A 23,657-nucleotide genomic window follows, 5' to 3' on the forward strand; every position below is an offset into this window, starting at 1 on the left:
GGTACCGGTCTGCTGTACCACACCTTCGACCACTACGGTCCGCACAAGGGTGGCAGCATCGGTGAGCGTCAGAACGGTGTGCTGATCTCCAACGCAACCGGTAAGGCACTGACTTACGCCCTGTTCGGTCTGCAAGACCGCGGTCGTCTGTTCATCGGTCACGCGACCGAGGTGTACGAAGGCCAGGTAATCGGTATTCACTCCCGTTCCAATGACCTGACTGTTAACTGCCTGAAAGGCAAACAGCTGACCAACATGCGTGCCTCCGGTACCGATGAAGCTCAGGTGCTGACTCCGCCGATCCGCATGACTCTGGAACAGGCTCTCGAGTTCATCGACAACGACGAACTGGTAGAAGTGACTCCTAAGAACATCCGTATCCGCAAGAAATTGCTGACCGAGCTGGATCGCAAACGCTCTGGCCGTGGTTAATGCCATGTGCTGAGTCTCGGCAGCCCTTGCGGCCGCTGACGGTTCACTGATAAACGGACCCAAACCTCTGGTTTGGGTCCGTTTTTTTATGCTTGTGATCCGCTCTGGCCATGCCGATGAGGTCGTTCAGGCCACCGGTAATGGGGCTGATGAGCGTTGAGGGAAGGTCGTGGGGATGGACGAGATAAAAAAGCCGCAGCGGGTGAACGCTGCGGCTTTTTGCTTGCTTACGGTGAGCGTTACTGGCGCCAGAAGGAGGGGAAGAAGAGCACGGCGACCGTCAGGATCTCCAGTCGTCCCAGCAGCATGCCGAATGACAGCAGCCATTTGGCCGATTCCGGCAGGCTGGCAAAGTTGGTGCTGGGGCCGACCACCGGGCCCATGCCCGGGCCGACGTTGGCAACGGCGGTGATGGAGCTGGATATGGCTGTCAGGGGGTCAAGCCCGATGGCGCCCAGCAGTGCGGCTATCATCAGAATGATGGCGAAGTAGGCCAGCACGAAGGAGATCATTGAGCGGATGATGGCGTCATTGACTGTCCGGCCGTTGTACTTCTGGGGAAATACGCCGGAAGGGTGCATCAGTTGGCGCATCTGCTTCTTGAACAGGGCAAAGGCCACCTGTACCCGGAAGATCTTGAGGCCGCCCGCAGTGGAGCCAGAGCAGGCCCCAAGAGCCAGCAGCACGATGAAGACGATGCTGGCGAGCGGCCCCCAGGTGCCGAAGTCACCAAGACCATAGCCGGTGGTGGTGAGTACCGAGACGATGTTGAAGCAGCTGATGCGCAGGGCATCCCAGAAGCCGAACAGATCTCTCTCCCACAGATAGAAGGTCATGATGACGGTGACCCACACCACCAGCCAGAAGAAGCCGCGCACTTGGGCATCCTTGAGCAGGCTGTAGTCCCTGTGATTCAGGCTCTGCACATAGAGTAGAAAGGGCAGGCCGCCGAGGAACATGAACAGGGTGCCAATCCAGTGTGCCGAGTTGGAGAAGTGGGACATGGATTGATCGGAGGTGGAGTAGCCGCCGGTACTGAGGGTGGTCATGGCGTGGTTGATCGCCTCGAACATATTCATGCCGCTGGCCCAGTAGGCCATGAAGCAGAGCATGGAGAGCACCAGATAGACCACAACGATGTTGTTGGCGACCGTCTTGGCACGCGGGGCGCTTTTGTCTGACCAGTCCGAGCTCTCGGTCTGGAACAGCTTCATGCCGCCGACGTTGAGATAGGGCAGTACGGCAACCGCCATCACGATAAAGCCGACCCCCCCCAGCCACTGTAGGATGGATCGCCACAACAGGATGCTGTGGGCCATGTTGTCGAGGCCGGATAGCACGGTAGAGCCCGTGGTGGTCACCCCCGACATGGTCTCGAAGTAGGCGTCGGTAAAGTTGATGTGGGTGATGAAGACAAAGGGCAGCGCCCCGAAGATACAGGCAACCACCCAGACCGAGGTGGTGAGCAGGAACATCTCCCGCACCCCCAGATGAAACTCCGCCTTGCGGCCGTAATGGAGGCAGAGCAGGGCGGCGCCGTGGGTGATCAGCACGGACTTGAGAAACTCGACAAATCCCTCTGACCCGGTGAGCAGTGCCAGCAAGGTGGGCAGCCACATGAAGAGCGCCAGCTTGGAGAGCACCAGCCCGAGGGTGAAGATAATGGGACGCAGTTTGATCATGTTCGATAACCTGGTCGTTGATTAACAAAAGACCCGGACCATCCCCTTGGAGGAGCTGAGCCGGGTCTGGTTTGACAGCCTGTGCGCATGAAGACGTTACAGGAAGAAGGGGCTTGGCTGGAACAGCCGCTCCACTTCCGGGATGTACTTCTTGTCCACCAGGAACATGACCACGTGGTCATCCTGCTGGATCTTGGTACGATCGTGGGCGATCAGCACCTCATCCCCGCGCACTACGGCACCGATAGTGGTACCCGGCGGCAGCTTGAGCTCGCCCACCGTCTTGCCGACCACCTTGGAGGTGTTCTCGTCACCGTGGGCAATTGCCTCGATCGCCTCGGCAGCGCCGCGGCGTAGGCTGTAGACGTTGGCGATATCGGCTCGGCGCACATGGGTCAGCAGGGCCGAGATGGTGGCCTGTTGGGGCGAGATGGCGATATCGATGGAGCCACCCTGCACCAGATCCACGTAAGCGCCGCGCTGGATCAGCACCATGGTCTTCTTGGCACCCATCTTCTTGGCGAGCAGCGCCGACATGATGTTGGCCTCATCCTCGTTGGTCACGGCGATGAATACGTCGATTTGGTCGATGTGCTCCTCTGCCAGCAGCTCCTGATCCGCCGCATCGCCGCAGAAGACGATGGTGTTCTCCAGCAGTTCGGAGAGCTGCTCCGCCCGCTTCTGGTTGCGCTCGATGAGCTTGACGCTGTAGCGCTTCTCCAGCTGGCGGGCGAGACCCGCGCCGATGTTGCCACCACCGACGATCATGATGCGGCGGTAGGGGCTCTCGAGGCGCTGCAGCTCAGACATCACGGCACGGATATGGCCCGCGGCGGCGACGAAGAAGACCTCGTCATCCGCTTCGATGATGGTGGTACCTTGCGGGCGGATCGGGCGGCCCTGACGGAAGATGGCCGCTACCCGGGTCTCGATGTTGGGCATGTGCTCGCGCAGGGTGGAGAGGGCGTTACCTACCAGCGGGCCACCGTAGTAGGCCTTGACCGCCACGAGACCGACGCGGCCACCAGCGAAATCAACCACTTGCAGGGCACCCGGATACTCGATCAGGCGACGAACATAGTCGGTTACCAGCTGCTCCGGCGCGATCAGGTGATCCACCGGCACCGATTCCGGCAGGAACAGGCGATCCCGTTCGGTCAGATAGGCTGGTGAGCGGATCCGCGCCACCTTGTTCGGGGTGTTGAACAGGGAGTAGGCCACCTGACAGGCGATCATGTTGGTCTCGTCACTGTTGGTGACGGCGACCAGCATGTCGGCATCCTGAGCCCCCGCTTCGCGCAGCACCTTGGGGTGGGCGCCGTGCCCGTTGACTACCCGCAGGTCAAACTTGTCCTGCAGTTCGCGCAGGCGCTCGCTGTCGGTGTCGACGATGGTGATGTCGTTGTTCTCCCCGGCCAGGTTCTCGGCCAGGGTGCCGCCGACTTGGCCGGCTCCCAAAATGATGATTTTCATAGGGAACGTCTACTCACGTTGAGGCAGTAAAGGGGAGCGCCAGAACGGAGCTGGCGGCTCTCCCGAATGAGGTTTGTCATGCCCGGCTCAGAGCTTGACCAGTTTGGCGTAGTAGAAGCCATCCATCTCGGCTTCACCCGGCAGGAACTGGCGGCCCGGGCAGTCCGGGGTGTCATGTTCGTGCAGCGGTACCAATTTGGCATCTTTGGTCGCGGCAAGGAAGGCACGGATCTGTTCGCGGTTCTCTTCCGGCAGGACGGAGCAGGTAGCGTAGAGCAGGGTGCCACCGCTTTTCAGCTTGCCCCAGAGGGCATTGAGAATACGGCGCTGCAGCTCGGCCAGCTCGCGGATGTCCTGATCACGGCGCAACCACTTGATGTCGGGATGGCGACGGATGACGCCGGTGGCGGAGCAGGGGGCATCCAGCAGGATGCGGTCGAACTGACCCTCCGGCCACCACTGTTCCGGTGCCGCGGCATCGCCATGGATCACCTTGGCGGTGAGGCCGATGCGGTCCAGGTTCTCCTGCACTCGCTTGAGGCGGTTTTCGTCGGCATCGACGGCGACCACGCCAGCCAGCTTGGGCTGACGCTCCAGCAGGTGGGCAGTCTTGCCACCGGGTGCCGCGCAGGCATCCAGTACCCACTCACCCGGTTGTGGGTCGAGCAGTGCCGCGGCCTGTTGTGCGGCACCATCCTGTACCGAGCAGTCACCGACCTCGAAGCCGGGCAGCTTGGTCACATCGCAGGGACGCTCCAGCAGGATGCAATCCTCGCCCTCTTCACCGGCCACGGCATTGATGCCGGCTTCGGCCATGCGAGCCAGCATGGCATCGCGGCTCTGGCGCTGGCTGTTGTTGCGGATCCACATGGGGGGGCGCTGGTTGTTCGCCTCCATGATGAATTCCCACTCATCGTGATAGGCCTGACGCAGGCGCTTGGTGAGCCACTCCGGATGACCGAGGCGAATGCTGGGAACGCGGTCGATACGCAGCAGAATGACTTCGGCGCTGCGCTGGAAGTTGCGCAGCACGCCGTTGATGAGGCCACGCAGGGAGGTGCCCTTGAGCAGTTTGACGGCGTTGACGGTCTCGGCCACCGCGGCGTGAGCCGGAATGCGGGTGTAGATGAGCTGATAGAGACCGACCAGGATGAGGTAGTGGAAAATGCGGCTCTTGTTTTTTAGCGGCTTGTCCATCATCTCGTTGACTGCCGCATCGAGGCGGGGCAGCCAGCGCAGGGTGCCGTAGCAGAGTTCTTGCAGGAGAGCGCGATCGCGAGGTGCAACCTTCTCCTGGGCAGCAGGCAGAACAGCGGAGAGGGATTGACCCTGATCCAGCACCTGTTGAATAACGAGAGCGGCCTGTGCACGTGTTTTCATAGAGTTACCTTAGATGCGCAAGTCGGGGCCTGGGCCCCGCTTGTGTCAATTCAATCCAGTTCAATTCAATTGCGTGCCGGGTTCAAACCAGTCGCGGCGAGAGTTGAGCAGATCCGAAACGGACATCGCCTTCTTGCCGGGCGGTTGCAGGGTCAGCAGGCGCAGTACCCCTTTGCCGGTAGCGATATCGATCCCCTGCTTGTCGGCCTTGAGCAGGGTGCCGGCGGGTTGGCTGTGGTCGCTGTCAATGACGGCGGCTTGCCATACCTTGACGGTCTGGTCAGCCACTTCAAACCAGCTGATGGGCCAGGGGTTGAACGAGCGGATGCAGCGTTCGATGGCAACAGCCTCCATCGACCAGTCGATGCGGGCCTCTTCCTTGGAAAGCTTTTCGGCGTAGTTGGCCAGCGCATCATCTTGCGCCTCGGCAGCGGTTTCACCGGCGGCCATGGCATTGATGGTGTCGACCAGAGCCTGCGGGCCCAGCTCGGCCAGCTTGTCATAGAGGCTGGCGGAGGTCTCGTCGGCGGCGATGGGGCAGCTTACCTTGCGGATCATGGCGCCGGTATCCAGTCCCACATCCATCTGCATGATGGTGACGCCGGTTTCGGCATCGCCCGCCCAGATAGAGCGCTGGATCGGTGCGGCACCGCGCCAGCGGGGCAGCAGGGAGCCATGGACGTTGATGCAGCCCAGCCGCGGGGTATCGAGTACCACCTTGGGCAGGATCAGACCATAGGCCACCACCACCATCAGGTCGGCACCCAGTGCAGCAAGCTCGGCTTGCGCCTCTTCCTTGCGCAGAGAGGCTGGTTGGTAAACCGGCAGGTTGTGGGCCAGTGCCAGCTCTTTGACTGGGCTGGCGGTGAGCTTCTGGCCACGGCCAGCGGGCTTGTCAGGCTGGGTATAAACGGCAACGACCTCGTGGTCGGAAGACAACAACGCCGCCAGGTGACGGGCGGCGAAGTCGGGAGTACCGGCAAAAATCAGTTTCAGCTTATTCAATGGGGCAGATCCTCAGAGGACTTTGCGATCTTCACGGGCCATCTTTTCCAGCTTCTGGCGAATGCGCTGGCGCTTGAGCGGGGACAAGTAATCCACAAACAGCTTGCCGACCAGATGATCCATCTCATGCTGGATGCAGATGGCGAGCAGATCGTCGGCTTCCAGCTCGAACGGCTTGCCGTTGCGATCCAAAGCGCGGATTTTGATCTGTTCAGCGCGAGGCACCAGAGCACGGCTGCCGGGCACGGAGAGGCAACCCTCTTCAATGCCGGTGCTGCCGCACTGCTCGATGACCTCCGGATTGATCAATACCAGAGGATCTTCACGGTTTTCAGAGACATCGATCACTATGATGCGCTGGTGAATGTCGACCTGAGTCGCGGCCAGGCCAATGCCTTCCTCCGCGTACATGGTTTCGAACATATCATCTACAATCTGTTGTAACTCGGGTGTAAAGGTCTCGACAGGGGCTGCAACGGTGCGCAGGCGCTCATCGGGAAAACGCAATACATCTAGAATGGCCATAGTTTTTTCTTTAGTTTCGTATAAATGCAGTCAATATTGGCGTAATTCTAGTCATTTACGCCGACAAAAAACAGCAACACTTTGCGCGCAGAGGTAACAGGGAGTGTTATGTATCTGAAGCAAACCATCCTCACCTGCCTGCTGGTGACCATGAGCCAAGCTGCTCTGGCCGATCAGCTGAGGTTGAAAGCGGGTTATCCCGAAAGCTATGTAGTGCAAAAAGGCGATACCCTGTGGGATATCTCCGGCAAATATCTCTCTGAGCCATGGCTGTGGCCCCGGCTCTGGAACATCAATCCACAGATTGCCAATCCGCACTGGATCTACCCAGGGGACGTGCTGCACCTGAGCTGGGTCAATGGTGAGCCCCGGCTGGGCAAAGCGATGCAGGGGGACAAACAGGTCATCCGTCTCGGCCCGAAAACCCGTTATGAGAGCAAGGCAAATCCTATCCCTACTCTGCCCTTCAGCGAGATAGGTCCCTTTTTGCAGACGGACCATATTTTGGCCGACAGTCAGCAGCAGAAAATGCTGCCCTATTTGCTGGGTTCAGACGAAAAGCACATTGGAATGCTTGAGGGGGACACCCTCTATGTGCAGGGAGCTCTGATACCGGGCAAGATGTATGGCATCTATCATCCCGGGGTGGTCTACAAGGATCGCGAGACAGGTGAGCTTTTGGGTCAGGAGGCCATCTTTGCAGGCGTGGTTCGTGCGGTAGCGCTGCTGGATGGTGATCGGACCGAAGTGACTCTCACCCATAACCAGCGTGAAGTATTGCAGGGTGACAAGATTATGGAGCTGCCCCCTCAGGAGAACATGCCTGCGGTTTTTATGCCCAAGGCTGCCCCGGCGATTGCCCCTGGCTACATCATCGACTTGCCGAGCAAAGCCAGGGGAGGGGGCAAGTTTGATGTGGTCTTGATTAACAAAGGCGCTCGGGATCAACTCTCCGCGGGCGATGTGCTCGATGTTCGGCGTCCGGGGGCTGCGCTGGTCACCAAGAATGGTGCAGTGAAATACAAGGAGTTCTCCTCTGTCTACGACAAGGTGTTCTACAGTAGTGGCAACCAGAAGGCACCACTGCCCTCTGAAGCGATTGCCCGCGTCATGTTGTTCAAGGTGTATGACAAGCTGAGTTATGGCCTCATCATGCAGAGCAAGGACATGGTGAGCTCGGGTTATCAGGTCACTCACTTCTGACGTGAATTACCCCGATGAGCGCTTGGCGCTCTGGTTAACCCTCAATGCGGTTACCGGAATCGGCCCTGTAACCGCAGTTCGGCTGCTGGAGCAGATCGGCGGTTCGATTGATGCCCTGTTTCAGAGCGATGAAACACAGCTGCACGGTATGGGGCTGTCGTCAGAGCAGATCAAACAACTGCGCTGGCCCTCGCCGGTGGTTGAGCAGAGCCTGGCTTGGACCGCTTTGCCTGACAATCTCCTTATTCCGCAAGATCACCCGATTTATCCACCCTTGTTGCGGGAAATCCCCGCGGCCCCCCTGTTGCTCTACTGTCGTGGCGATCTTGCTACGCTGTCGCTACCCCAGCTGGCAATGGTGGGGACACGCCATCCTACCTATGCAGGCAAAGATAATGCCTCCCGCCTCTGTAGCGAGCTGGTTGGATGCGGGTTAGCCATCACCTCGGGCCTTGCGCTTGGTATCGATGGTGTTTGCCATCAGCAGGCGCTGGCTTGTGGTGGTATCACCCTTGCCGTGTTGGGTTCCGGGCTGGATTGCCTCTACCCCAAACGCCACCAGGGGCTGGCAGGCCAGATTCTGGAGAGTGGTGGTTTGCTTATCTCCGAGCTGGCGCCGGATAAAGGACCGCTGGCTGAGCATTTTCCTCGTCGCAACCGTATTATCAGTGGTCTGTCGCTGGGAACTCTGGTGGTGGAGGCGACCGAGCAGAGCGGTTCGCTGATCACCGCTCGCTATGCACTTGAACAGGGGCGCGAAGTGTTTGCGGTACCCGGCGCCCCGCAAAATGCCCAGGCGATAGGGTGCAACAGATTAATTCAGCAGGGGGCCAAACTTGTGCTGAGTGCGGCCGATATAGTGGAAGAGCTGCCAGAGTGGGTCGCACGGCCAGATCCGTCGGTTACATCATCTGAGCAACCGCATAATAGCGAATTGCCTTATGCCGATTTGTTGGATAACGTAGATTATGAGACCACGAGCGTGGATACCGTTGCCGAGCGGGCCCAGCTTCCTGTCGAAGTGGTATTGGGCAGGTTGGTAGAGCTGGAGCTGGCCGGTGCAGTGATGGCGGTAGCCGGTGGATACGTCAGAGCGAGGAGGGCGAATCATGTTTGATGTATTGATGTACCTTTTCGAGACCTACATCCACAGCGATGCAGATGTGATGGTCGAGCAGGATGAGCTCACCGACGAGTTGAGCCGGGCCGGTTTCGATAAAGAAGAGATCGACAAGGCGCTCGACTGGCTGGAGCGACTGGCCAATCTGCACGATAGCGAGCGGGAGGTCTATGTCACCGCCAGCGCGCAAGGCTCAATGCGTATCTATGCTCCGCAAGAGCTGGCACGCCTCAGCACCGAGTGCCGCGGCTTCCTGCTCTTTCTGGAACAGGCCCAGGTGCTGAATGCCGAAACCCGTGAGATCTGTATCGAGCGCCTGCTCGAGCTGGACAAGCCGGATATCGAGCTGGATGACCTGAAGTGGGTCGTCATGATGGTGCTGTTCAACGTACCGGGTAGTGAAAATGCCTACCAGCAGATGGAAGAGCTGGTGTTTGATGAGTCAGACGGCGTCATTCACTGACAGTCCAGTGCCGCGCTGGTAGAATTCAGGCCATCTGGATTTCAAGGCGCGGCCCATGTCAAAAATCGATCATCACCTCTTTTCAGCCCACGAACATGCCTTCGAGCGCGAGCCGTGCCCGCAGTGTGGGGCCGAGCTGGTGATCCGCCAGGGCAAACATGGCCCTTTTCTTGGCTGTTTTGCCTATCCTGCCTGTGATTACATACGCTCCCTGACGTCATCCGGCCGCGACATCGAAAAGGTGCTCGAAGGCTCTGCCTGTCCCGATTGCGGAGAGCCGCTGGCGATCAAGAAGGGGCGTTACGGTATGTTTGTCGGTTGTACCCAGTATCCGGCCTGTCAGCACATCGAATCCCTTCAGGAGAGCGATGATACCCAGATCCTCTGCCCCGAGTGCGGCAAGGGTCATCTGGTGAGCCGCACCTCCCGCTACGGCAAGCAGTTTTACTCCTGTGATGGCTATCCCCATTGCAAATATGTGGTGAACGACAAGCCGATCCCCATGCCTTGCCCCGCGTGTGGTTGGGGCATCATGGTTGAGAAAAAAGTGAGGGGAACTCTGCGTTGGGTCTGTCCGCAAAAGAAATGCGGCCACCAAAGTGAGCAGGTATAATCCCGCCGCCGCAACCGGATTGAAACGTTTTCGGTGAACTTCAACCCCCCACTTGGAGTAAGGAAATTCCCACCATGAATAAACCCTTTGTTGCCGTATTGATGGGCTCTGATTCTGATTTCCCCGTGATGCAGACCACCCTTGAGGTGCTCAAGTCATTTGATATCGCAGTGGAAGTCAAAGTCACCTCCGCGCACCGCACGCCGGCTGCGACTCATCAGTATGTGACCGATGCCGAGGCCCGTGGCTGCAAGGTCTTTATCTGTGCTGCCGGTCTGGCTGCGCATCTGGCGGGTGCCGTAGCCGGCATCACGACTCGTCCTGTGATCGGGGTGCCCATCGATGGTGGCCCGCTCAAGGGGCTGGATGCGCTGCTCTCCACCGTGCAGATGCCGGGTGGTGTACCGGTAGCGACCGTGGCGATCGGCAAAGCCGGTGCCAAGAACGCAGGTTATCTGGCAGCCCAGATGCTGGCAGTAGCCGATGATGAACTGGCGGCCAAGGTTCGGGCCGAACGCCAGAAGAATGCCGAAGAGGTGATGGCCAAGGATGCCGCCCTGCAGGCTCAACTCAAGTAAGTGAACGGGTGGCGATCCGGATGTGTCGTATTTTTCCTGTGCAACAGCAACACGTCACTTTGCCATGGTCGCCGCCATACGGATTCAACTTGCTACTAAGTGACGAGGCGGCAGCCAGGCTGCCGCATTTTTCCTATGCCAAATGAATTTGAACAGGCGGTTGCCGCCCTCCAGCAGGAAGGGGTGATTGCCTATGCGACCGAGGCTGTGTTTGGTCTGGGTTGTGATCCCGACTCCGAAGTGGCGGTGCAGCGACTGCTGGCCATCAAACAGCGTCCGGTAGAGAAAGGGTTGATCCTGATTGCTGCCGACGTGGCGCAATTGCAGGATTACATCGATCTGAGTCAGCTTAGCGGTGAGCAACTGGCTCTGGTTGAAGCCAGCTGGCCTGGTCCTTTTACCTGGATCATGCCTGCCCGTGCAACGACGCCGGCCTGGCTGACCGGGCAGTTCGAGACCATCGCGGTACGCGTGACGGCTCATCCTCAGGTGCAGGCGCTGTGTCGCGCCTTTGGCAAGCCGCTGGTCTCTACCAGCGCCAACCTGACCGGTGAGGAGCCTGCCCGTCGGGTGGCCGATATCGGTGAGCGGCTGGCAAGCAAGTTAGCCTATATCCTGCCCGGTGAAGTGGGTGGTCAAGCTAACCCATCCGAGATCAAGGACGCCCGAACCGGCGCCATTATTCGCCCCTCCTGAGCAGGCGGATACGTCATGATTTGCTATCAATCCGCTGAGCGGTGAGCTCATCGGATTGATTTAACTATAAAAATGGACAGGGCGTTCACGATCCTGCCTGACTGGAGACAAGATGAGCAAACCGGATGTGGCCCAGGTCAAGGCCTTCCTGTTGCAGTTGCAGGACGAGATCTGCCGTGGTCTGGAGCAGGCCGATGGCAGTGGACACTTTGTGGAAGATGCCTGGAGCCGTGAAGGCGGTGGTGGCGGACGCACCCGCGTGCTGCGCCACGGCGCGGTGATCGAGCAGGGGGGCGTCAACTTCTCCCATGTCTATGGCGATGCCATGCCTGCCTCTGCTACAGCACATCGGCCAGAGTTGGCCGGTCGCAAGTTTGAGGCTATGGGCGTGTCGCTGGTGATCCATCCGCACAACCCCTATGTGCCTACCAGCCACGCCAACGTCCGTTTCTTCATCGCCGAGAAAGAGGGGGAAGAGCCCATTTGGTGGTTTGGCGGTGGCTTCGATTTGACGCCCTTCTACCCGTTTGCCGAGGATGTGCAGCACTGGCATCAGGTCTCCCATGATCTCTGCCAGCCCTTTGGTGATGAGATCTACCCAGAGTTCAAATCCTGGTGCGATCGCTACTTCTTCCTCAAGCACCGCAACGAGACGCGAGGGGTGGGCGGTCTCTTCTTCGACGATCTGAATCGCTGGCCTTTTGCCGACTGCTTTGCCTTTATGCAGGCGGTAGGTCGAGGTTATCTCGATGCCTACCTGCCGATCATTGAACGACGCAAGGCACTGCCCTATGGCGAGCGGGAGCGGGAGTTCCAGCTCTATCGTCGCGGTCGTTATGTGGAGTTCAATCTGGTGTATGACCGTGGCACCCTGTTCGGGCTGCAGACCGGCGGACGTACCGAGTCGATCCTGATGTCGATGCCACCGCTGGCACGTTGGGAGTATGACTGGCAGCCGGAGGCGGGCACTCCTGAAGCCTTGCTCTACACCGATTACCTCACGCCGCGAGAGTGGCTGTGACCCGAGGGACCATGATGGTCCCTTTTTACTGGCCGTTATTCGGCTTGTTCCCGAGAGTGAAAACCCGTTAAATCGGAATATTGCCCTCTGATGGAACTCTTTGATGGATCGTTATCTGGTTTTTGGCCACCCGGTGCGCCACAGCAAGTCCCCCTTCATTCACACCCTGTTTGCCAGACAAACCCAGCAAGAGCTGGAGTATGGGCTGGCTGAACCCGCCGTCGACGAGTTTGCCCAAGCCCTGTGCACCTTCTTTGACCAAGGGGGCAAGGGCTGCAACGTCACAGTGCCGTTCAAGGAGCAGGCATTCGCGCTGGTTGATCGGTTGAGCCCAAGGGCCAAGCGGGCGGGCGCGGTCAATACCATCAAGCTGACCAATGATGGCGTGTTGCTGGGGGATAATACCGATGGCGCCGGATTGGTCGCCGATCTCAAGTCCCATGGTGTGACGCTGGCGGATAGCCGGATCCTGCTGCTGGGTGCCGGTGGCGCTGCTCGCGGTGCATTGGCGCCGCTGCTGGCTGAGTTGCCGAGCGAGCTGGTGATCGCCAACCGTACCCACACAAAAGCGCAACAGTTGGCTGCCGAATTCCACGATCTGGGGCCTGTGACTGCTCAGACCTATGAGCAGTTGGCAGGGCCATTCGATCTCGTCATCAACTCTACCTCCGCCAGCCTGCAAGGAGAGCTGCCGCCGTTGGCCCCAGCCCTGATCCACACTGATATTGCCATCTACGACATGATGTATGGCGCCTCGGATACGGCTTTTATCAGTTGGGCCAAACAGCATGGGGCTCGTCAAACCATGGATGGACTCGGCATGCTGGTGGAACAGGCCGCCGAAGCGTTTACCGTGTGGCGCGGAATTCGTCCCGGGACTAAACAGGTATTGAGAGAGTTGAAGCGTAACTTGGGGGTGATATGAACCAGGGTATTCTGTTTCCCGACCTGATGGAGTGGCAGGCTGACGAACAGCGGGTGCGTTTTCCTGCCCAGCAGATGGGGGCGCTGATAGATTGTTACATCAGCCATCGGCGACTGGAGAGAATGACAGGTCTGGCGCTGACGAGAGAGGATGACATCGTCAGAGCCTTCGAAAGTGTACGTTTTGATATTGAAGACATGGCTGAAAAACTCATTGAAGAACAAGAGTTTGCTGAGGATGGCGCTATCTACCTCTGATTTTTTAAAGTTTTTTTGTTTTGTAGCGGAACTACTTTGAAATGGCGCTGACTAACTAGATAGTTGAGGAAGTGCTAGCTAGTCACCTTTATAACTCCCCGGTATTCGTACTGGGGATTTTTTTATCTATATGAAAATAAAAGATTTTTTCTTAATCTGTAAGTTGTGAAACTAAATTACATAAATTACTTTCACTTTCTGCTGCTTTGCTGTACAGTTGTCTGCGTAGGGTACAGAGGTAAGATGTTCTATCTTTCAGACCTTTTATTTCACGTAATTGAATGTGGCTGAATAGCTGCCCCGATGAGGTTCTCGTCGGGGTGTTTTTTTATGCGCATCATTTAGAGTAAATGCTTTAAATTGGCGATGCATTTGATAGAATGAGGCTGCTTCTTGAGGAATACCTGTCGTCTGGTACTCAAGATTCAGCTTCTTCCCAATTTTTTGAACTTATTATTTCAGGCTGGATGGCATCACTGTCGTCCGGCCTCATTTTTATCCCTTTCGGTTAGGTTTTGTAATTAAATTTCATTTTTGTCTCTTTTTGTGATTCTTGTTCGTTTTGAAAGAACGAATTTGAAAACGCTCTCAACGTCTTTAGAGGTTAATTCCTCTCGTGAATTAACTGCTTATCTATATGAACTTTAAGCGGTATTGGATATAGCAGGGGAGGCGAATGAGGGGTATTTGTCGTGAGGCAGGTGAAAGCAGTAATCTGAAACCCTTTCAATCAGCGGAGGAGTGCTCCGCCAATTGCAAGGAGAGCGAGGAGTAGATTACTCCTCGGCAGGTTGCTGTTCGTCAGCGTCCAGCAGGTCGGTATCGTCACCACTGACGTACCATTCGGTCAGGGTTTGCGCCAGCTTCTCCACACCGATATTGGTGAGGGAGGAGAACGCTTCGACCTGGATCTGGGAACCGAGGTTGGCAACGGCCTGGCGCACCTTGATCACCTGGTTGTTGCGCGGGCCGGGGCTCAATTTGTCAGCCTTGGTCAGCAGCAGCATGACGGGCAGCTGACGGTGTGAGCTCCACTCCAGCATGTTCATGTCGGTATCTTTGAGCGGGTGGCGGATGTCCATCAGGATCACCAGACCTTTCAATGACTCACGGCGCTGCAGATACTCTGCCAGTGACTTTTGCCACTTGAGCTTCATTTCCAGCGGAACTTGCGCATAACCATAACCCGGCAAGTCGACCAGACGCTTGCCCGGTTCCAGCTCAAACAGGTTGATCAGCTGGGTACGACCGGGTGTCTTACTGGTGCGCGCCAGGTTCTTGTGTTTGGTTAAGGTGTTCAATGCAGATGACTTACCGGCGTTGGAACGGCCGGCAAACGCGATCTCGACACCCCCATCATTTGGCAGGTGACGGATGTCGGGTGCGCTGGTCACAAAATGCACCTTATTGAAATTCAGAGTTTGTGTTTCCAACGTAAATTCCCCATGGAGATAGAGGGTTATAGAGTTACTTTTTTGTAAAATGGTGTAAAATAGCGTCGCTTAAACGCGTTTATTTTAACATGCCTTCAGCGGCATGGGATCTGGAAGCCTAATAACGAAAAGTTGGAACGCCATGAAGAACCTAGTCATTACTCTTGCTCTGATGGTTGGCGTAACGGGGATGGCACAAGCCAAGGGCGATGCCGCTGCGGGACAGACCAAGGCTGCCGTTTGTGCGGCTTGTCATGGACCGGACGGAAACAGCCTGGTTGATATGTACCCCAAAATTGCTGGTCAGCACGCATCATATATCAAAAAGCAGTTAGTTGAACTGAAGGCTGCCGCTTCTGGTCAAATTGGCCGGGTTGCGCCAGTGATGGGGCCGATGGCGTTACCTTTGTCGGAACAGGACATGGATGACCTGGCGGCTTATTTCTCCAGCCTGAAGGTTACCCCTATCGCTGTCCCTGACGACGTGGTCGAAGCGGGCAAGGCTCTCTATATGGGTGGTGACATGAGTCGCGGTCTGGCAGCTTGTACGGCTTGCCATGGTCCTCGTGGCTCGGGTGTCGAACAGGCGAAGTATCCCAACCTGTCCGGCCAGCATCCTGCCTATATCAAGGCTCAGCTCACCGCATTCCGTGCCGGGACGCGTGACAACGATCCGAATGGCATGATGCGGGATGTTGCCAAGAAACTGACTGATCAGGATATCGAAGCCCTCTCCAAATATGTGGCGGGTCTGCACTGATATAGTCGATACGGTCGATTTGAGTTGAAACGGGGAGCCTGGGCTCCCTGTTGTTTTTATGGCTTTCAGATAATTCTCGGTTTAATCCCCCCGTTCTGTAAGAGATCTCCCATTCTCAAGGCAGGCCAAGGCTCATAAAATTGCATAAAATATTAAATAATCATTATTTATCAGTGAATTATGTAAATATTGATATTTTTCGACATGTTGAGAATGTTTTGAGTGGATTGAGCCGCTTTATAGAGTTGGTACAGTAGGCTTAATGGATTCACCCACGGATTGGGTGACGGTTTCACGACAGGGTGTTGTGAGCAGAGGATGGCTGGCGTGGCGGGATGCCATGGGCTCGGATGAGCTGGCAAAGGATTGAAGGATCAGGATGGTGACCATCTCCGGAGCGGGATGGGGTTGCGGGATGCAGACTCCCCGGCACGATGGCAGGATGCGGTCGAGACGGGTCAAACAGGCACACGCACATTCAGGAACGACCAATATAAGGTCAGGATGACCACACAACGATATGATGCGGCGACAAGTTGTCATGGAGAGGACGAAACAGACTGTTTTGCCATTCAGGATGGCGCACGCATGAACATATCAAGGCAGCTTCGGCTGCCTTTTTTCTTTTGGGTCATTAACCCGATTAGCCATTCTGTGTCAAAATACCAGCAACATGCCCAGAGGATACCGATCCTGCGGTGTTCAGTGGCCTGATTGGGCCTGATTGGTGCGGGATCCTGCTCTTGTTCCAGCCTTACTGTTCCTCGCATCGTATCCCACCGGGTTAGATCATCCCGGGTACGGGTCAAACCAGTTATTTTCGGAGTTAGCCATTCATGTCTGCCAAACAACCCACTCGCAAGCCTACTGGCAAGCGCAAAGAATCTGATGTCAGTGCTCAGGAAGGCCGTGAGCGTAAACGGGCTGCCAAGCGCAAGGGCCTGAAGGCTGGTTCTCGTCAGCAAGTTGAACAGCCGAAGAGCAAGTCTGGCAACAGCCAGTCCAAAGATCCGCGTATCGGTTCCCGCAAGCCGGTGGTACTGGTGGTGGATGACAAACAGAAGAAGCCGACAGCCCCCAAGGCGGTGAAAGAGAAGACGCTGGTGATGACGCCCAAGCAGGAGCTGGCGTCCATCGAAAACGATGACCGCTTGAATGATCTGCTGGATCGTCTTGATGCCGGTGAAACCCTGGAAGCGGCCGAGCAGGCCTGGGTTGATCAGCGTGTCGACCGTTATCAGGACCTGATGGATGAGCTGGGCATCATCGACAACGACGATGATGAAGATGACGAGCTGCCGTTTGATGATGGCGATGACGCCGAGTTCGACGAGCAGAAACCAGCCTCCGAAGAGGAGTTGTGGGACCGTTTCAACCAGGTCGATTTCAAGCCGGAACCCAAGCCTGAGCCGAAGAAAAAGTGATGAGTGGATGGATGCTGGCCGCCCTGTTGGGCGGCCTGATTTTGTCAGGATTGGCCATCTATGCAGGCATGCTGCTGGCCAGGCTGAGACGACAGCAAGCGATGCAGTGGCAGGCGATTACCGCTCGCAATGAACGAATTTTGGAGAGCGTGCGGGTCATTGCTCATGCGGTGCAGGAGGGGCAGTGTGATTACTCCGAAGGCGCCATTCGGCTGACCAATCTGCTGGATGCGTTGCAGATCAAGGGGGGACGGGCGTTTGTTGCCGAGTTCCCGGGTCTGTACGGGCTGTATGAGAAGGTGAAAGATATGCCGACTCATGAGGCCAGACGTGCCCTCAAGCGCAATGAAGTGATGAAGATGGATCTCGAACGCAGCGGCTACGAGGCCGAGCTGGAGGCTCAGATCCTCAAGGATGTGGCCCAGCTGAAGGATTTTCAGTTAGGTCGGTGAGCCAACAATAACAACAAGAGAGGAAGCGAGCGTGCAAGCAGAACAGATTGTGTGGGATCAGGCCCTGATCGAAAAATATAACTACAGTGGCCCGCGATACACCTCTTATCCCACTGCGCTGGAGTTCAACGAGAGCTTCGGCTATCCGGATTTTGTCCACGCTGCTGGCCAGTATCCCGAGCGCAATCTGTCGCTCTACGTGCATATCCCTTTCTGTCACAAGCTCTGCTACTACTGCGGCTGCAACAAGGTCATTACCCGTCATCAGCACAAGGCTGACGAGTACCTCGACTACCTGGAGCAGGAGATCAAGGCGCAAGCCCCGTTCTTCAAGCATCGTCTGGTCACCCAGCTGCACTGGGGTGGCGGTACACCCACCTATCTGGATGAAGCGCAAACGCGCCGTCTGATGGCCATGCTGCGTGAGCACTTCCATTTCGCCGAAGAGGGGGAGTTCAGCATCGAGGTCGATCCGCGCGAGATTGCCATTACCATGCTGGATGTGTTGCGAGATGTCGGCTTCAACCGCATCAGCCTTGGGGTGCAGGACTTCAACAAGGATGTACAGGTCGCAGTCAACCGCGAGCAGGACAACGACTTTATTAAAGCCATGTTGGAACGGGCCCGTGAACTAGGCTTCCGCTCGACCAACCTAGACCTTATCTATGGCCTGCCGCATCAGGATCGTGTCAGCTTCCACCATACGCTGGAAGAGGTGCTCAAGACGGATCCGGCGCGCCTCTCCATCTTCAACTATGCCCATCTGCCGAGTCGCTTTGCTGCCCAGCGCAAGTTGAAAGAGGTTGATATGCCTGCGCCGCAGGAGAAGCTGGCCATGCTGCAGGACACCATTGCCTTCCTCACTGGCCAGGGTTACCAGTTCATCGGCATGGACCATTTTGCCAAACCCGATGACGAGCTGGCAGTGGCGCAGCGCGAGGGCAAGCTGCACCGCAACTTCCAGGGTTATACCACTCAAGGTGATTGCGATCTGCTGGGGCTGGGTGTCTCCTCCATCAGCATGATCGGTGATGCCTATTCCCAGAACCAGAAAGAGCTCAAGGCATATTACGCACAGGTTGCAGAGCTGGGTCATGCCCAGTGGAAAGGCTGCTCGCTCAATCAGGATGACCTGATCCGCCGTGAGGTGATCAAGCGGCTTATCTGTGATTTCCGTCTGAACTTTGCGTCTGTCGAGCAGGCGCACGGTCTCAATTTCAGAGAGTATTTTGCCGACGATCTCAAGCTGCTGCAGACCTTCATCAACGATGGATTGGTGCGTATGACGGAGGATGGTCTGGAGGTCTCCTCCACGGGGCAGCTGCTGATCCGCAATATCTGCATGTGTTTCGACGTGTACTTGCGCAACAAGGCGCGCCAGCAACAGTTCTCTCGCGTGATATAAGCTTGTTTGCCGATTAGAAAACAGAAAAGGGCGCCATCGTGGCGCCCTTTTCATATGTATTTTTGCTTAAGCAGCGGGTCGGAAAGGTTCTGGTAAGAAGTCTCTGCGCTGAGGCAAGCAATTGAGAGCCAAGCAAGGGGACGGTGAAATGCAGATAAAAAGATGGGGGCGACTTGCGTCGCCCCCGGTAGTCGTATCGCTCAGATCCTTGAACGAAGTTGCTCCCTGCAATCCCTGACTGTTTACCTCTTCCTTTAGGTTTCCCCTTCCCAATCCTTTGGGGTGTCCTTTAGCCATCTTGGCCTGACGAGTCATCCTGTCCCGTCGCACTTTCTCCGTCCCGGGAGGTGTCCTTTACCACATCCTGTGGTGAGTCCATTTGCCCAACCCTGGCAGCCAGTCTTCCTGACCGACTTCATTGCGTCCGTGCATGAGTAACTATAAGGATTTTCTAACCGGCTACAACGTCAGAATGGAAAACGTTTTTTCTATTAGCTGTTTCGAAAGTGGTGATCTTCGATTTATTCATTTATAAACAGCTACTTAAGTTAATCGCCTTCACGTTTTAAGATCCTATTTTCCGATTATCTCGAGGATCTTTTAGGCTGTTTACTTACATGTGTAATGGCAGATCTCTTACACGGGATTTTGGTTACTTTGGAAACAGATTCTGTGCTCTGATGGTGATCACCCAATGTGGGTGTGACGGCAGGAAAAGAGCAGTGAATGGGGTATTTATAGGTGCTGGTTGAGGCGCTCATAGATGGTCTGGCGCTCTTCAGGGGTGAGCGAAGAGAAGTAGTGGGTAAAGAGGCGCAGTAGCAGGGACTTGTTCATGCCGTCTTGTTGGGTCAGATTACCCAGCTCATCGATGGCCACTGTACTCATGGAGAAGGTCGCTTTTTTAAAGCTGGGCTTCAGATGCTCACCACTCTCGATAAAGGCCAGTGCCGACAAGGCTTCATCCCTATGCAGACTCAACTCAAGGCTGACAACCTTGGGTTTACCCTTGGCGTAGAACTCAGCATCTTCGATAAATTCATCGACAGTGAACTTCTTCTGGTGATGCAGCTGATGCTTTTTCTTCAGGTCCGCCAAGCCCATCTCATACCCCCACTTTCAGGAACTCTTTGGCGATGGCCCGGATCTCTTCGGCAGATTTGCCATCCGGTTCTATCTCCATCACCGATAATCCCTTTTCCTCACTATCGTCGTAGACGTTGCGGCCATAGGTGATGGAATTCAGTACGTCGACTCCGAACGAGGCACATACCTCTTTGGCCTCGAGAATCCGCTTTACCTGATTGGGCAAAGATGGACATTGGGTCAATACAACGGCTGCATTGAGGGTCGGATTGACCATCTTGCAGGTGGTGATCAGATCTTCCATGTGGGGTAGGGTCTTGAGGTCGCGGCGTTTCGGGCGCAAGGGGATCAGGGCGTGGGTGGCGACAGCCATGGTGGAGCGCAGTGCCCGGTTGTCTTGCCCGCCGCAATCGACGATGACGTAGTCATAGCGATTTTTCAGGCTAAGCAGATCGTTGCGAATATTGCCATAGAGCTGAACGCAGTTGATTTGTGGCAGATCCGGGTTGTCATTGCGTTCCTGAATCCAGTCCGAGGTAGTGCGTTGCGGGTCGCAGTCGACCAGTAACACCTCTCCCTGAAATTGGGATCTGAGGTAGACCGCCAGATTTTGCGCCAGGCAGCTCTTGCCACTGCCACCCTTCTCCCCACCGACCAACAAGATCATGACGTTCCCCTATCCATGAGAAAACCGTTGATTTCAGTATAGGAGGGGGTTGGCTCATCACAAGGCGAGAGGAGTGATGCTCCTCTCGTTCTGCAGGTTAATAGTGAACACTGCCGCCATGCCAGCGGCAGACATAGTCGGGCACCAGCATCTGGGGGGTCTTGTCGACATGGCATACCACCATGGGTATGGCAGGGGCTCCTTCAGCCTGACTGAGGGTGGGGAGCGCAGAGAGCAGCAAAGTCGCGAGCAACAGCATGGGTTTCATCTTCATAACAACTCCTTGGTAGTGCCATTCCTGTGTGATCCGGATCACTTTCTGAGTTAAGTCGAGGTTGGCGCCAGCGCAAGGTGAGGTGAATAAATTCAATTAATGAAAAAAGTATCAAAAGGCGTTGTGGTGACCGACGAGGATGGCTGCCCACCTTGATGCGGACTTTGTGCATATTAAGTTGAACCGCAAAAAGAGGTGGTGACTTATGAGGCTGGGCCTGATGGGGTTGGCATCAATGCCATGATCTGGAACAAGAAAAGATTTATGCAGTGAATGTGGTCGATGTGAGTATTTATTTCTCCCGCGTTCCTCTCGTTACGGCGATGTATTCAATACACAGGTAGTAATATTCAGATATTATTTTAGTTGTCGCCCATTTCATTGTTTTTTAATGTTTTTTTGTTTTTTCTTTTAATCTTTCCAGTGAGTTGGCATGAATAAAAGTTGAATCAACCTGAAATATATCGGGGTGGTTTTGCATGAAGATTCAGGGTTTGCTGGGAGGAAAATGCGTAAATTGCTACTGGAGTCATAGATTGAAAGGTGAATATATTCAGTTCAAAGTGAATGTGATCAATGTCTAAGTTTGTCGTGATTAGCAGGGCTAACCTCGGTCTCGAAAGGCAAGGGCAGGATAGAACATAAGCCGATTACCCTACATAAAGAATATCCCGCCTTAGCCACGAGCATGAATAGAAGGAATCTATTCAATCACTCGCAGGGACCACTGCTAGACGGAATATAATCATGAGCAAATTTTATGTAGGTTCTGAAGTTGGCCAATTGCGCCGTGTCATGTTGCACCGCCCCAACCTCAGTCTGAAGCGTCTGACTCCTTCCAACTGCCAGGATCTGCTGTTCGATGACGTCCTGTCTGTTGAACGCGCCGGTCAGGAGCACGACAAATTCGCTCAGGTACTGCGCGATCAGAATGTCGAAGTTTTCCTGCTGACCAATCTGCTGGCTGAAACACTTGATGTGCCGGAAGCCAAAACCTGGCTGTTGCAACATCAGGTCTCCGACTACCGCCTCGGCTCTTCTTTTGCCAACGACGTGCGCTGCTTCCTGGCTGACATGCCGCACCGCGAACTGGCCCGCATTCTCTCCGGCGGCCTGACTTACTCCGAGATGCCCTACAGCGGTGTCAACATGGTAGTGGGCATGCACGCTCCGACCGATTTTATCATCGAGCCGCTGCCCAACCACCTCTTCACTCGTGACACCTCCTGCTGGGTTTATGGCGGCGTTTCCATCAACCCGATGGCCAAGCCGGCTCGTCGCCGCGAAACCAATCATGTGAAGGCCATCTATCGCTGGCACCCGATGTTTGCCGGTCAGGACTTCATCAAGTACTTCGGTGATGAAGATCGCGACTACGACAACTCCACCATCGAGGGTGGCGACGTACTGGTTATCGGCCGTGGCGCCGTGCTGATCGGCATGTCCGAGCGCACCACCCCGCAAGGTGTCGAGCACCTGGCCCGCAGCCTGTTCAAACACGGTCAGGCCAAGCAGGTCATCGCCATGGAGCTGCCGAAACACCGCAGCTGCATGCACCTGGATACTGTCATGACCCATATGGATGTCGATACCTTCTCCGTCTATCCGGAAGTGATTCGCAAGGACGTGCAGTGCTGGAGTCTGACTCCGGGCGGCGCCACCGGCATGAACATCAAGGAAGAGGGTTACTTCGTCACCGCTATCGAGAAAGCACTGGGCGTGGATCAGCTGAAGATCATCACCACTGGCGGTGACAGCTTCGAAGCCGAACGCGAGCAGTGGAACGACGCCAACAACGTACTGACCGTACGTCCCGGCGTGGTGGTGGGTTACGAGCGCAATACCTACACCAACGAGAAGTATGACAAAGCCGGCATCACAGTTCTCTCCATCCCGGGTGATGAACTGGGCCGTGGCCGCGGCGGCGCCCGCTGCATGAGCTGCCCGATGGAACGCGACAGCATCTGATGAGACGGCGTGGCGCCGGCAGAAGCTGGCGCCACACAGAACCAAACTCGAGATTAACCACTATGAAAAAACCAACTGTCGTCGTCGCTCTGGGTGGCAATGCACTGCTCCGTCGTGGTGAGCCACTGGAAGCGGATATCCAGCGCAAGAACATCGCAACTGCCGCCAAGACCATCGCCCTGATCGCTCAGGAGTACAGCGTGGTGCTGGTGCATGGCAACGGCCCGCAAGTCGGCCTGCTGGCCCTGCAAAACAGCGCCTACACCAAGGTATCCCCCTATCCGCTGGATGTGCTGGGTGCCGAGTCCCAGGGCATGATCGGCTACATGCTGATCCAGGAGCTGAAAAACCTGATGCCGAGCCGCAACGTCACCGCGCTGCTGACTCAGGTGCAGGTCGATCCCAAGGATCCGGCATTCGCCAACCCGACCAAATTTATCGGCCCCGTCTATGAAGAGGCTGAAGCCCGCACCCTGGCAGAAGAGAAGCACTGGGTGGTCAAGGCTGACGGCAAGTTCTTCCGCCGCGTAGTGCCGTCCCCGCTGCCCCAGCGCATAGTCGAAGGCGACGCCATCGAAACCCTGATTGCCCAAGGCCACCTCATCATCTGTACCGGTGGTGGCGGCATCCCTGTGACCTGGGATGGCCAGAGCCTGACCGGTATCGAAGCCGTCATCGATAAGGACATGTCTGCCGCCTATCTGGCCAAGCAGATCAAGGCCGACGCCCTGCTGATCTTGACCGATGCCGATGCCGTCTATCTGGATTGGGGCAAACCGACCCAGCGTCCGCTGCGGGTCACCAGCCCGGACGAG

General features: G+C 56.2%; 24 protein-coding genes and 1 pseudogene. 16 read left to right on the forward strand and 9 right to left on the reverse strand.

Translation table 11 applies throughout. The annotated features are described in order from the left end of the window. Positions 1 to 432 (forward strand): annotated as a pseudogene (locus tag G5358_RS12385) (translational GTPase TypA); the annotation flags it as partial. Between the two features lie 239 nt (positions 433 to 671). On the opposite strand, the gene G5358_RS12390 reads toward G5358_RS12385, so the two are convergent. The 5 genes from G5358_RS12390 to def all read right to left on the reverse strand — a co-directional run bounded on the left by G5358_RS12390 (position 672) and on the right by def (position 6,497). Continuing rightward, positions 672 to 2,114: a TrkH family potassium uptake protein gene (locus G5358_RS12390; RefSeq protein WP_216952300.1), complete on the reverse strand. Its 1,443-nt coding sequence runs from the start codon at positions 2,112 to 2,114 to the stop codon at positions 672 to 674. Between the two features lie 96 nt (positions 2,115 to 2,210). Next, entirely contained in the window at positions 2,211 to 3,587 is a 1,377-nt protein-coding gene (trkA, locus tag G5358_RS12395; protein WP_005339689.1) for a Trk system potassium transporter TrkA, read from the reverse strand. 87 nt (positions 3,588 to 3,674) lie between these two features. Then, complete coding sequence (rsmB, locus tag G5358_RS12400; protein WP_216952298.1) at positions 3,675 to 4,967, reverse strand: 16S rRNA (cytosine(967)-C(5))-methyltransferase RsmB; 1,293 nt, start codon at positions 4,965 to 4,967, stop codon at positions 3,675 to 3,677. A 60-nt stretch (positions 4,968 to 5,027) separates the two neighbouring features. Further along, complete coding sequence (gene fmt, locus G5358_RS12405; RefSeq protein WP_421324172.1) at positions 5,028 to 5,972, reverse strand: methionyl-tRNA formyltransferase; 945 nt, start codon at positions 5,970 to 5,972, stop codon at positions 5,028 to 5,030. A gap of 12 nt (positions 5,973 to 5,984) precedes the next feature. Next, positions 5,985 to 6,497: a peptide deformylase gene (def, locus tag G5358_RS12410; RefSeq protein WP_005357510.1), complete on the reverse strand. Its 513-nt coding sequence runs from the start codon at positions 6,495 to 6,497 to the stop codon at positions 5,985 to 5,987. A gap of 108 nt (positions 6,498 to 6,605) precedes the next feature. Here def and G5358_RS12415 point away from each other — a divergent pair, with 108 nt between their 5' ends. The 9 genes from G5358_RS12415 to G5358_RS12455 all read left to right on the forward strand — a co-directional run bounded on the left by G5358_RS12415 (position 6,606) and on the right by G5358_RS12455 (position 13,373). Continuing rightward, the gene (locus G5358_RS12415; protein WP_421206321.1) at positions 6,606 to 7,700 is read left to right on the forward strand and encodes a LysM peptidoglycan-binding domain-containing protein; all 1,095 of its coding nucleotides are present in this window, start codon (positions 6,606 to 6,608) and stop codon (positions 7,698 to 7,700) included. Position 7,701: 1 nt separating this feature from the next. After that, positions 7,702 to 8,817: a DNA-processing protein DprA gene (dprA, locus tag G5358_RS12420; protein ID WP_421324173.1), complete on the forward strand. Its 1,116-nt coding sequence runs from the start codon at positions 7,702 to 7,704 to the stop codon at positions 8,815 to 8,817. Beyond that, positions 8,810 to 9,283 (forward strand): DUF494 family protein, encoded by a 474-nt coding sequence (locus tag G5358_RS12425; RefSeq protein WP_005339699.1) that lies wholly within the window; start codon positions 8,810 to 8,812, stop codon positions 9,281 to 9,283. Before dprA ends, G5358_RS12425 begins: the two co-directional genes overlap by 8 nt. A gap of 55 nt (positions 9,284 to 9,338) precedes the next feature. Beyond that, complete coding sequence (locus G5358_RS12430) at positions 9,339 to 9,896, forward strand: topoisomerase DNA-binding C4 zinc finger domain-containing protein (protein WP_421324174.1); 558 nt, start codon at positions 9,339 to 9,341, stop codon at positions 9,894 to 9,896. A 74-nt stretch (positions 9,897 to 9,970) separates the two neighbouring features. Then, positions 9,971 to 10,474, forward strand: a complete 504-nt coding sequence (gene purE, locus G5358_RS12435) for a 5-(carboxyamino)imidazole ribonucleotide mutase (RefSeq protein WP_005339704.1) — start codon at positions 9,971 to 9,973, stop codon at positions 10,472 to 10,474. A 135-nt stretch (positions 10,475 to 10,609) separates the two neighbouring features. Next, positions 10,610 to 11,170: an L-threonylcarbamoyladenylate synthase gene (locus G5358_RS12440; protein WP_216952285.1), complete on the forward strand. Its 561-nt coding sequence runs from the start codon at positions 10,610 to 10,612 to the stop codon at positions 11,168 to 11,170. Positions 11,171 to 11,282: 112 nt separating this feature from the next. Further along, positions 11,283 to 12,191, forward strand: a complete 909-nt coding sequence (gene hemF, locus G5358_RS12445; RefSeq protein ID WP_216952284.1) for an oxygen-dependent coproporphyrinogen oxidase — start codon at positions 11,283 to 11,285, stop codon at positions 12,189 to 12,191. Between the two features lie 103 nt (positions 12,192 to 12,294). Then, positions 12,295 to 13,116: a shikimate dehydrogenase gene (aroE, locus tag G5358_RS12450; RefSeq protein WP_216952282.1), complete on the forward strand. Its 822-nt coding sequence runs from the start codon at positions 12,295 to 12,297 to the stop codon at positions 13,114 to 13,116. After that, positions 13,113 to 13,373, forward strand: a complete 261-nt coding sequence (locus G5358_RS12455) for a DUF1488 domain-containing protein (RefSeq protein ID WP_005357522.1) — start codon at positions 13,113 to 13,115, stop codon at positions 13,371 to 13,373. Before aroE ends, G5358_RS12455 begins: the two co-directional genes overlap by 4 nt. 776 nt (positions 13,374 to 14,149) lie before the next feature. On the opposite strand, the gene yihA is transcribed toward G5358_RS12455, so the two are convergent. Further along, positions 14,150 to 14,806: a ribosome biogenesis GTP-binding protein YihA/YsxC gene (gene yihA / locus G5358_RS12460; protein WP_323913143.1), complete on the reverse strand. Its 657-nt coding sequence runs from the start codon at positions 14,804 to 14,806 to the stop codon at positions 14,150 to 14,152. A 142-nt stretch (positions 14,807 to 14,948) separates the two neighbouring features. On the opposite strand from yihA, the gene G5358_RS12465 reads away from it, so the two are divergent. The 4 genes from G5358_RS12465 to hemN all read left to right on the forward strand — a co-directional run bounded on the left by G5358_RS12465 (position 14,949) and on the right by hemN (position 18,847). After that, positions 14,949 to 15,566, forward strand: a complete 618-nt coding sequence (locus tag G5358_RS12465) for a c-type cytochrome (protein WP_005339710.1) — start codon at positions 14,949 to 14,951, stop codon at positions 15,564 to 15,566. A gap of 836 nt (positions 15,567 to 16,402) precedes the next feature. Then, positions 16,403 to 16,990, forward strand: a complete 588-nt coding sequence (yihI, locus tag G5358_RS12470) for a Der GTPase-activating protein YihI (RefSeq protein ID WP_421324175.1) — start codon at positions 16,403 to 16,405, stop codon at positions 16,988 to 16,990. A gap of 11 nt (positions 16,991 to 17,001) precedes the next feature. Beyond that, positions 17,002 to 17,442 carry a DUF2489 domain-containing protein gene (locus G5358_RS12475; protein WP_005339712.1) on the forward strand — a complete coding sequence of 147 codons (441 nt, stop codon included), beginning with the start codon at positions 17,002 to 17,004 and terminating at the stop codon, positions 17,440 to 17,442. A gap of 31 nt (positions 17,443 to 17,473) precedes the next feature. Further along, entirely contained in the window at positions 17,474 to 18,847 is a 1,374-nt protein-coding gene (gene hemN / locus G5358_RS12480) for an oxygen-independent coproporphyrinogen III oxidase (protein ID WP_216979906.1), read from the forward strand. 735 nt (positions 18,848 to 19,582) lie between these two features. Here the strand turns inward: hemN and G5358_RS12485 are convergent. The 3 genes from G5358_RS12485 to G5358_RS12495 form a co-directional block, all read right to left on the reverse strand. Continuing rightward, positions 19,583 to 19,951 carry a CopG family transcriptional regulator gene (locus G5358_RS12485; protein ID WP_216952276.1) on the reverse strand — a complete coding sequence of 123 codons (369 nt, stop codon included), beginning with the start codon at positions 19,949 to 19,951 and terminating at the stop codon, positions 19,583 to 19,585. A 1-nt stretch (position 19,952) separates the two neighbouring features. Next, entirely contained in the window at positions 19,953 to 20,600 is a 648-nt protein-coding gene (locus G5358_RS12490; RefSeq protein ID WP_216952274.1) for an AAA family ATPase, read from the reverse strand. Between the two features lie 97 nt (positions 20,601 to 20,697). Then, entirely contained in the window at positions 20,698 to 20,874 is a 177-nt protein-coding gene (locus G5358_RS12495; protein WP_216952272.1) for a hypothetical protein, read from the reverse strand. A 747-nt stretch (positions 20,875 to 21,621) separates the two neighbouring features. On the opposite strand from G5358_RS12495, the gene arcA reads away from it, so the two are divergent. Together arcA and G5358_RS12505 are read left to right on the forward strand one after the other, a co-directional pair. Continuing rightward, positions 21,622 to 22,842, forward strand: coding sequence for an arginine deiminase (gene arcA / locus G5358_RS12500; RefSeq protein ID WP_129504912.1), 1,221 nt, complete (start codon positions 21,622 to 21,624; stop codon positions 22,840 to 22,842). Between the two features lie 62 nt (positions 22,843 to 22,904). Continuing rightward, positions 22,905 to 23,657: carbamate kinase (locus tag G5358_RS12505; protein ID WP_421324176.1), on the forward strand; the 753-nt coding region annotated here is incomplete at its 3' end.

It is taken from the genome of Aeromonas sp. 604176, assembly GCF_049170755.1.
Classification (GTDB): Bacteria; Pseudomonadota; Gammaproteobacteria; order Enterobacterales; family Aeromonadaceae; genus Aeromonas; species Aeromonas veronii_A.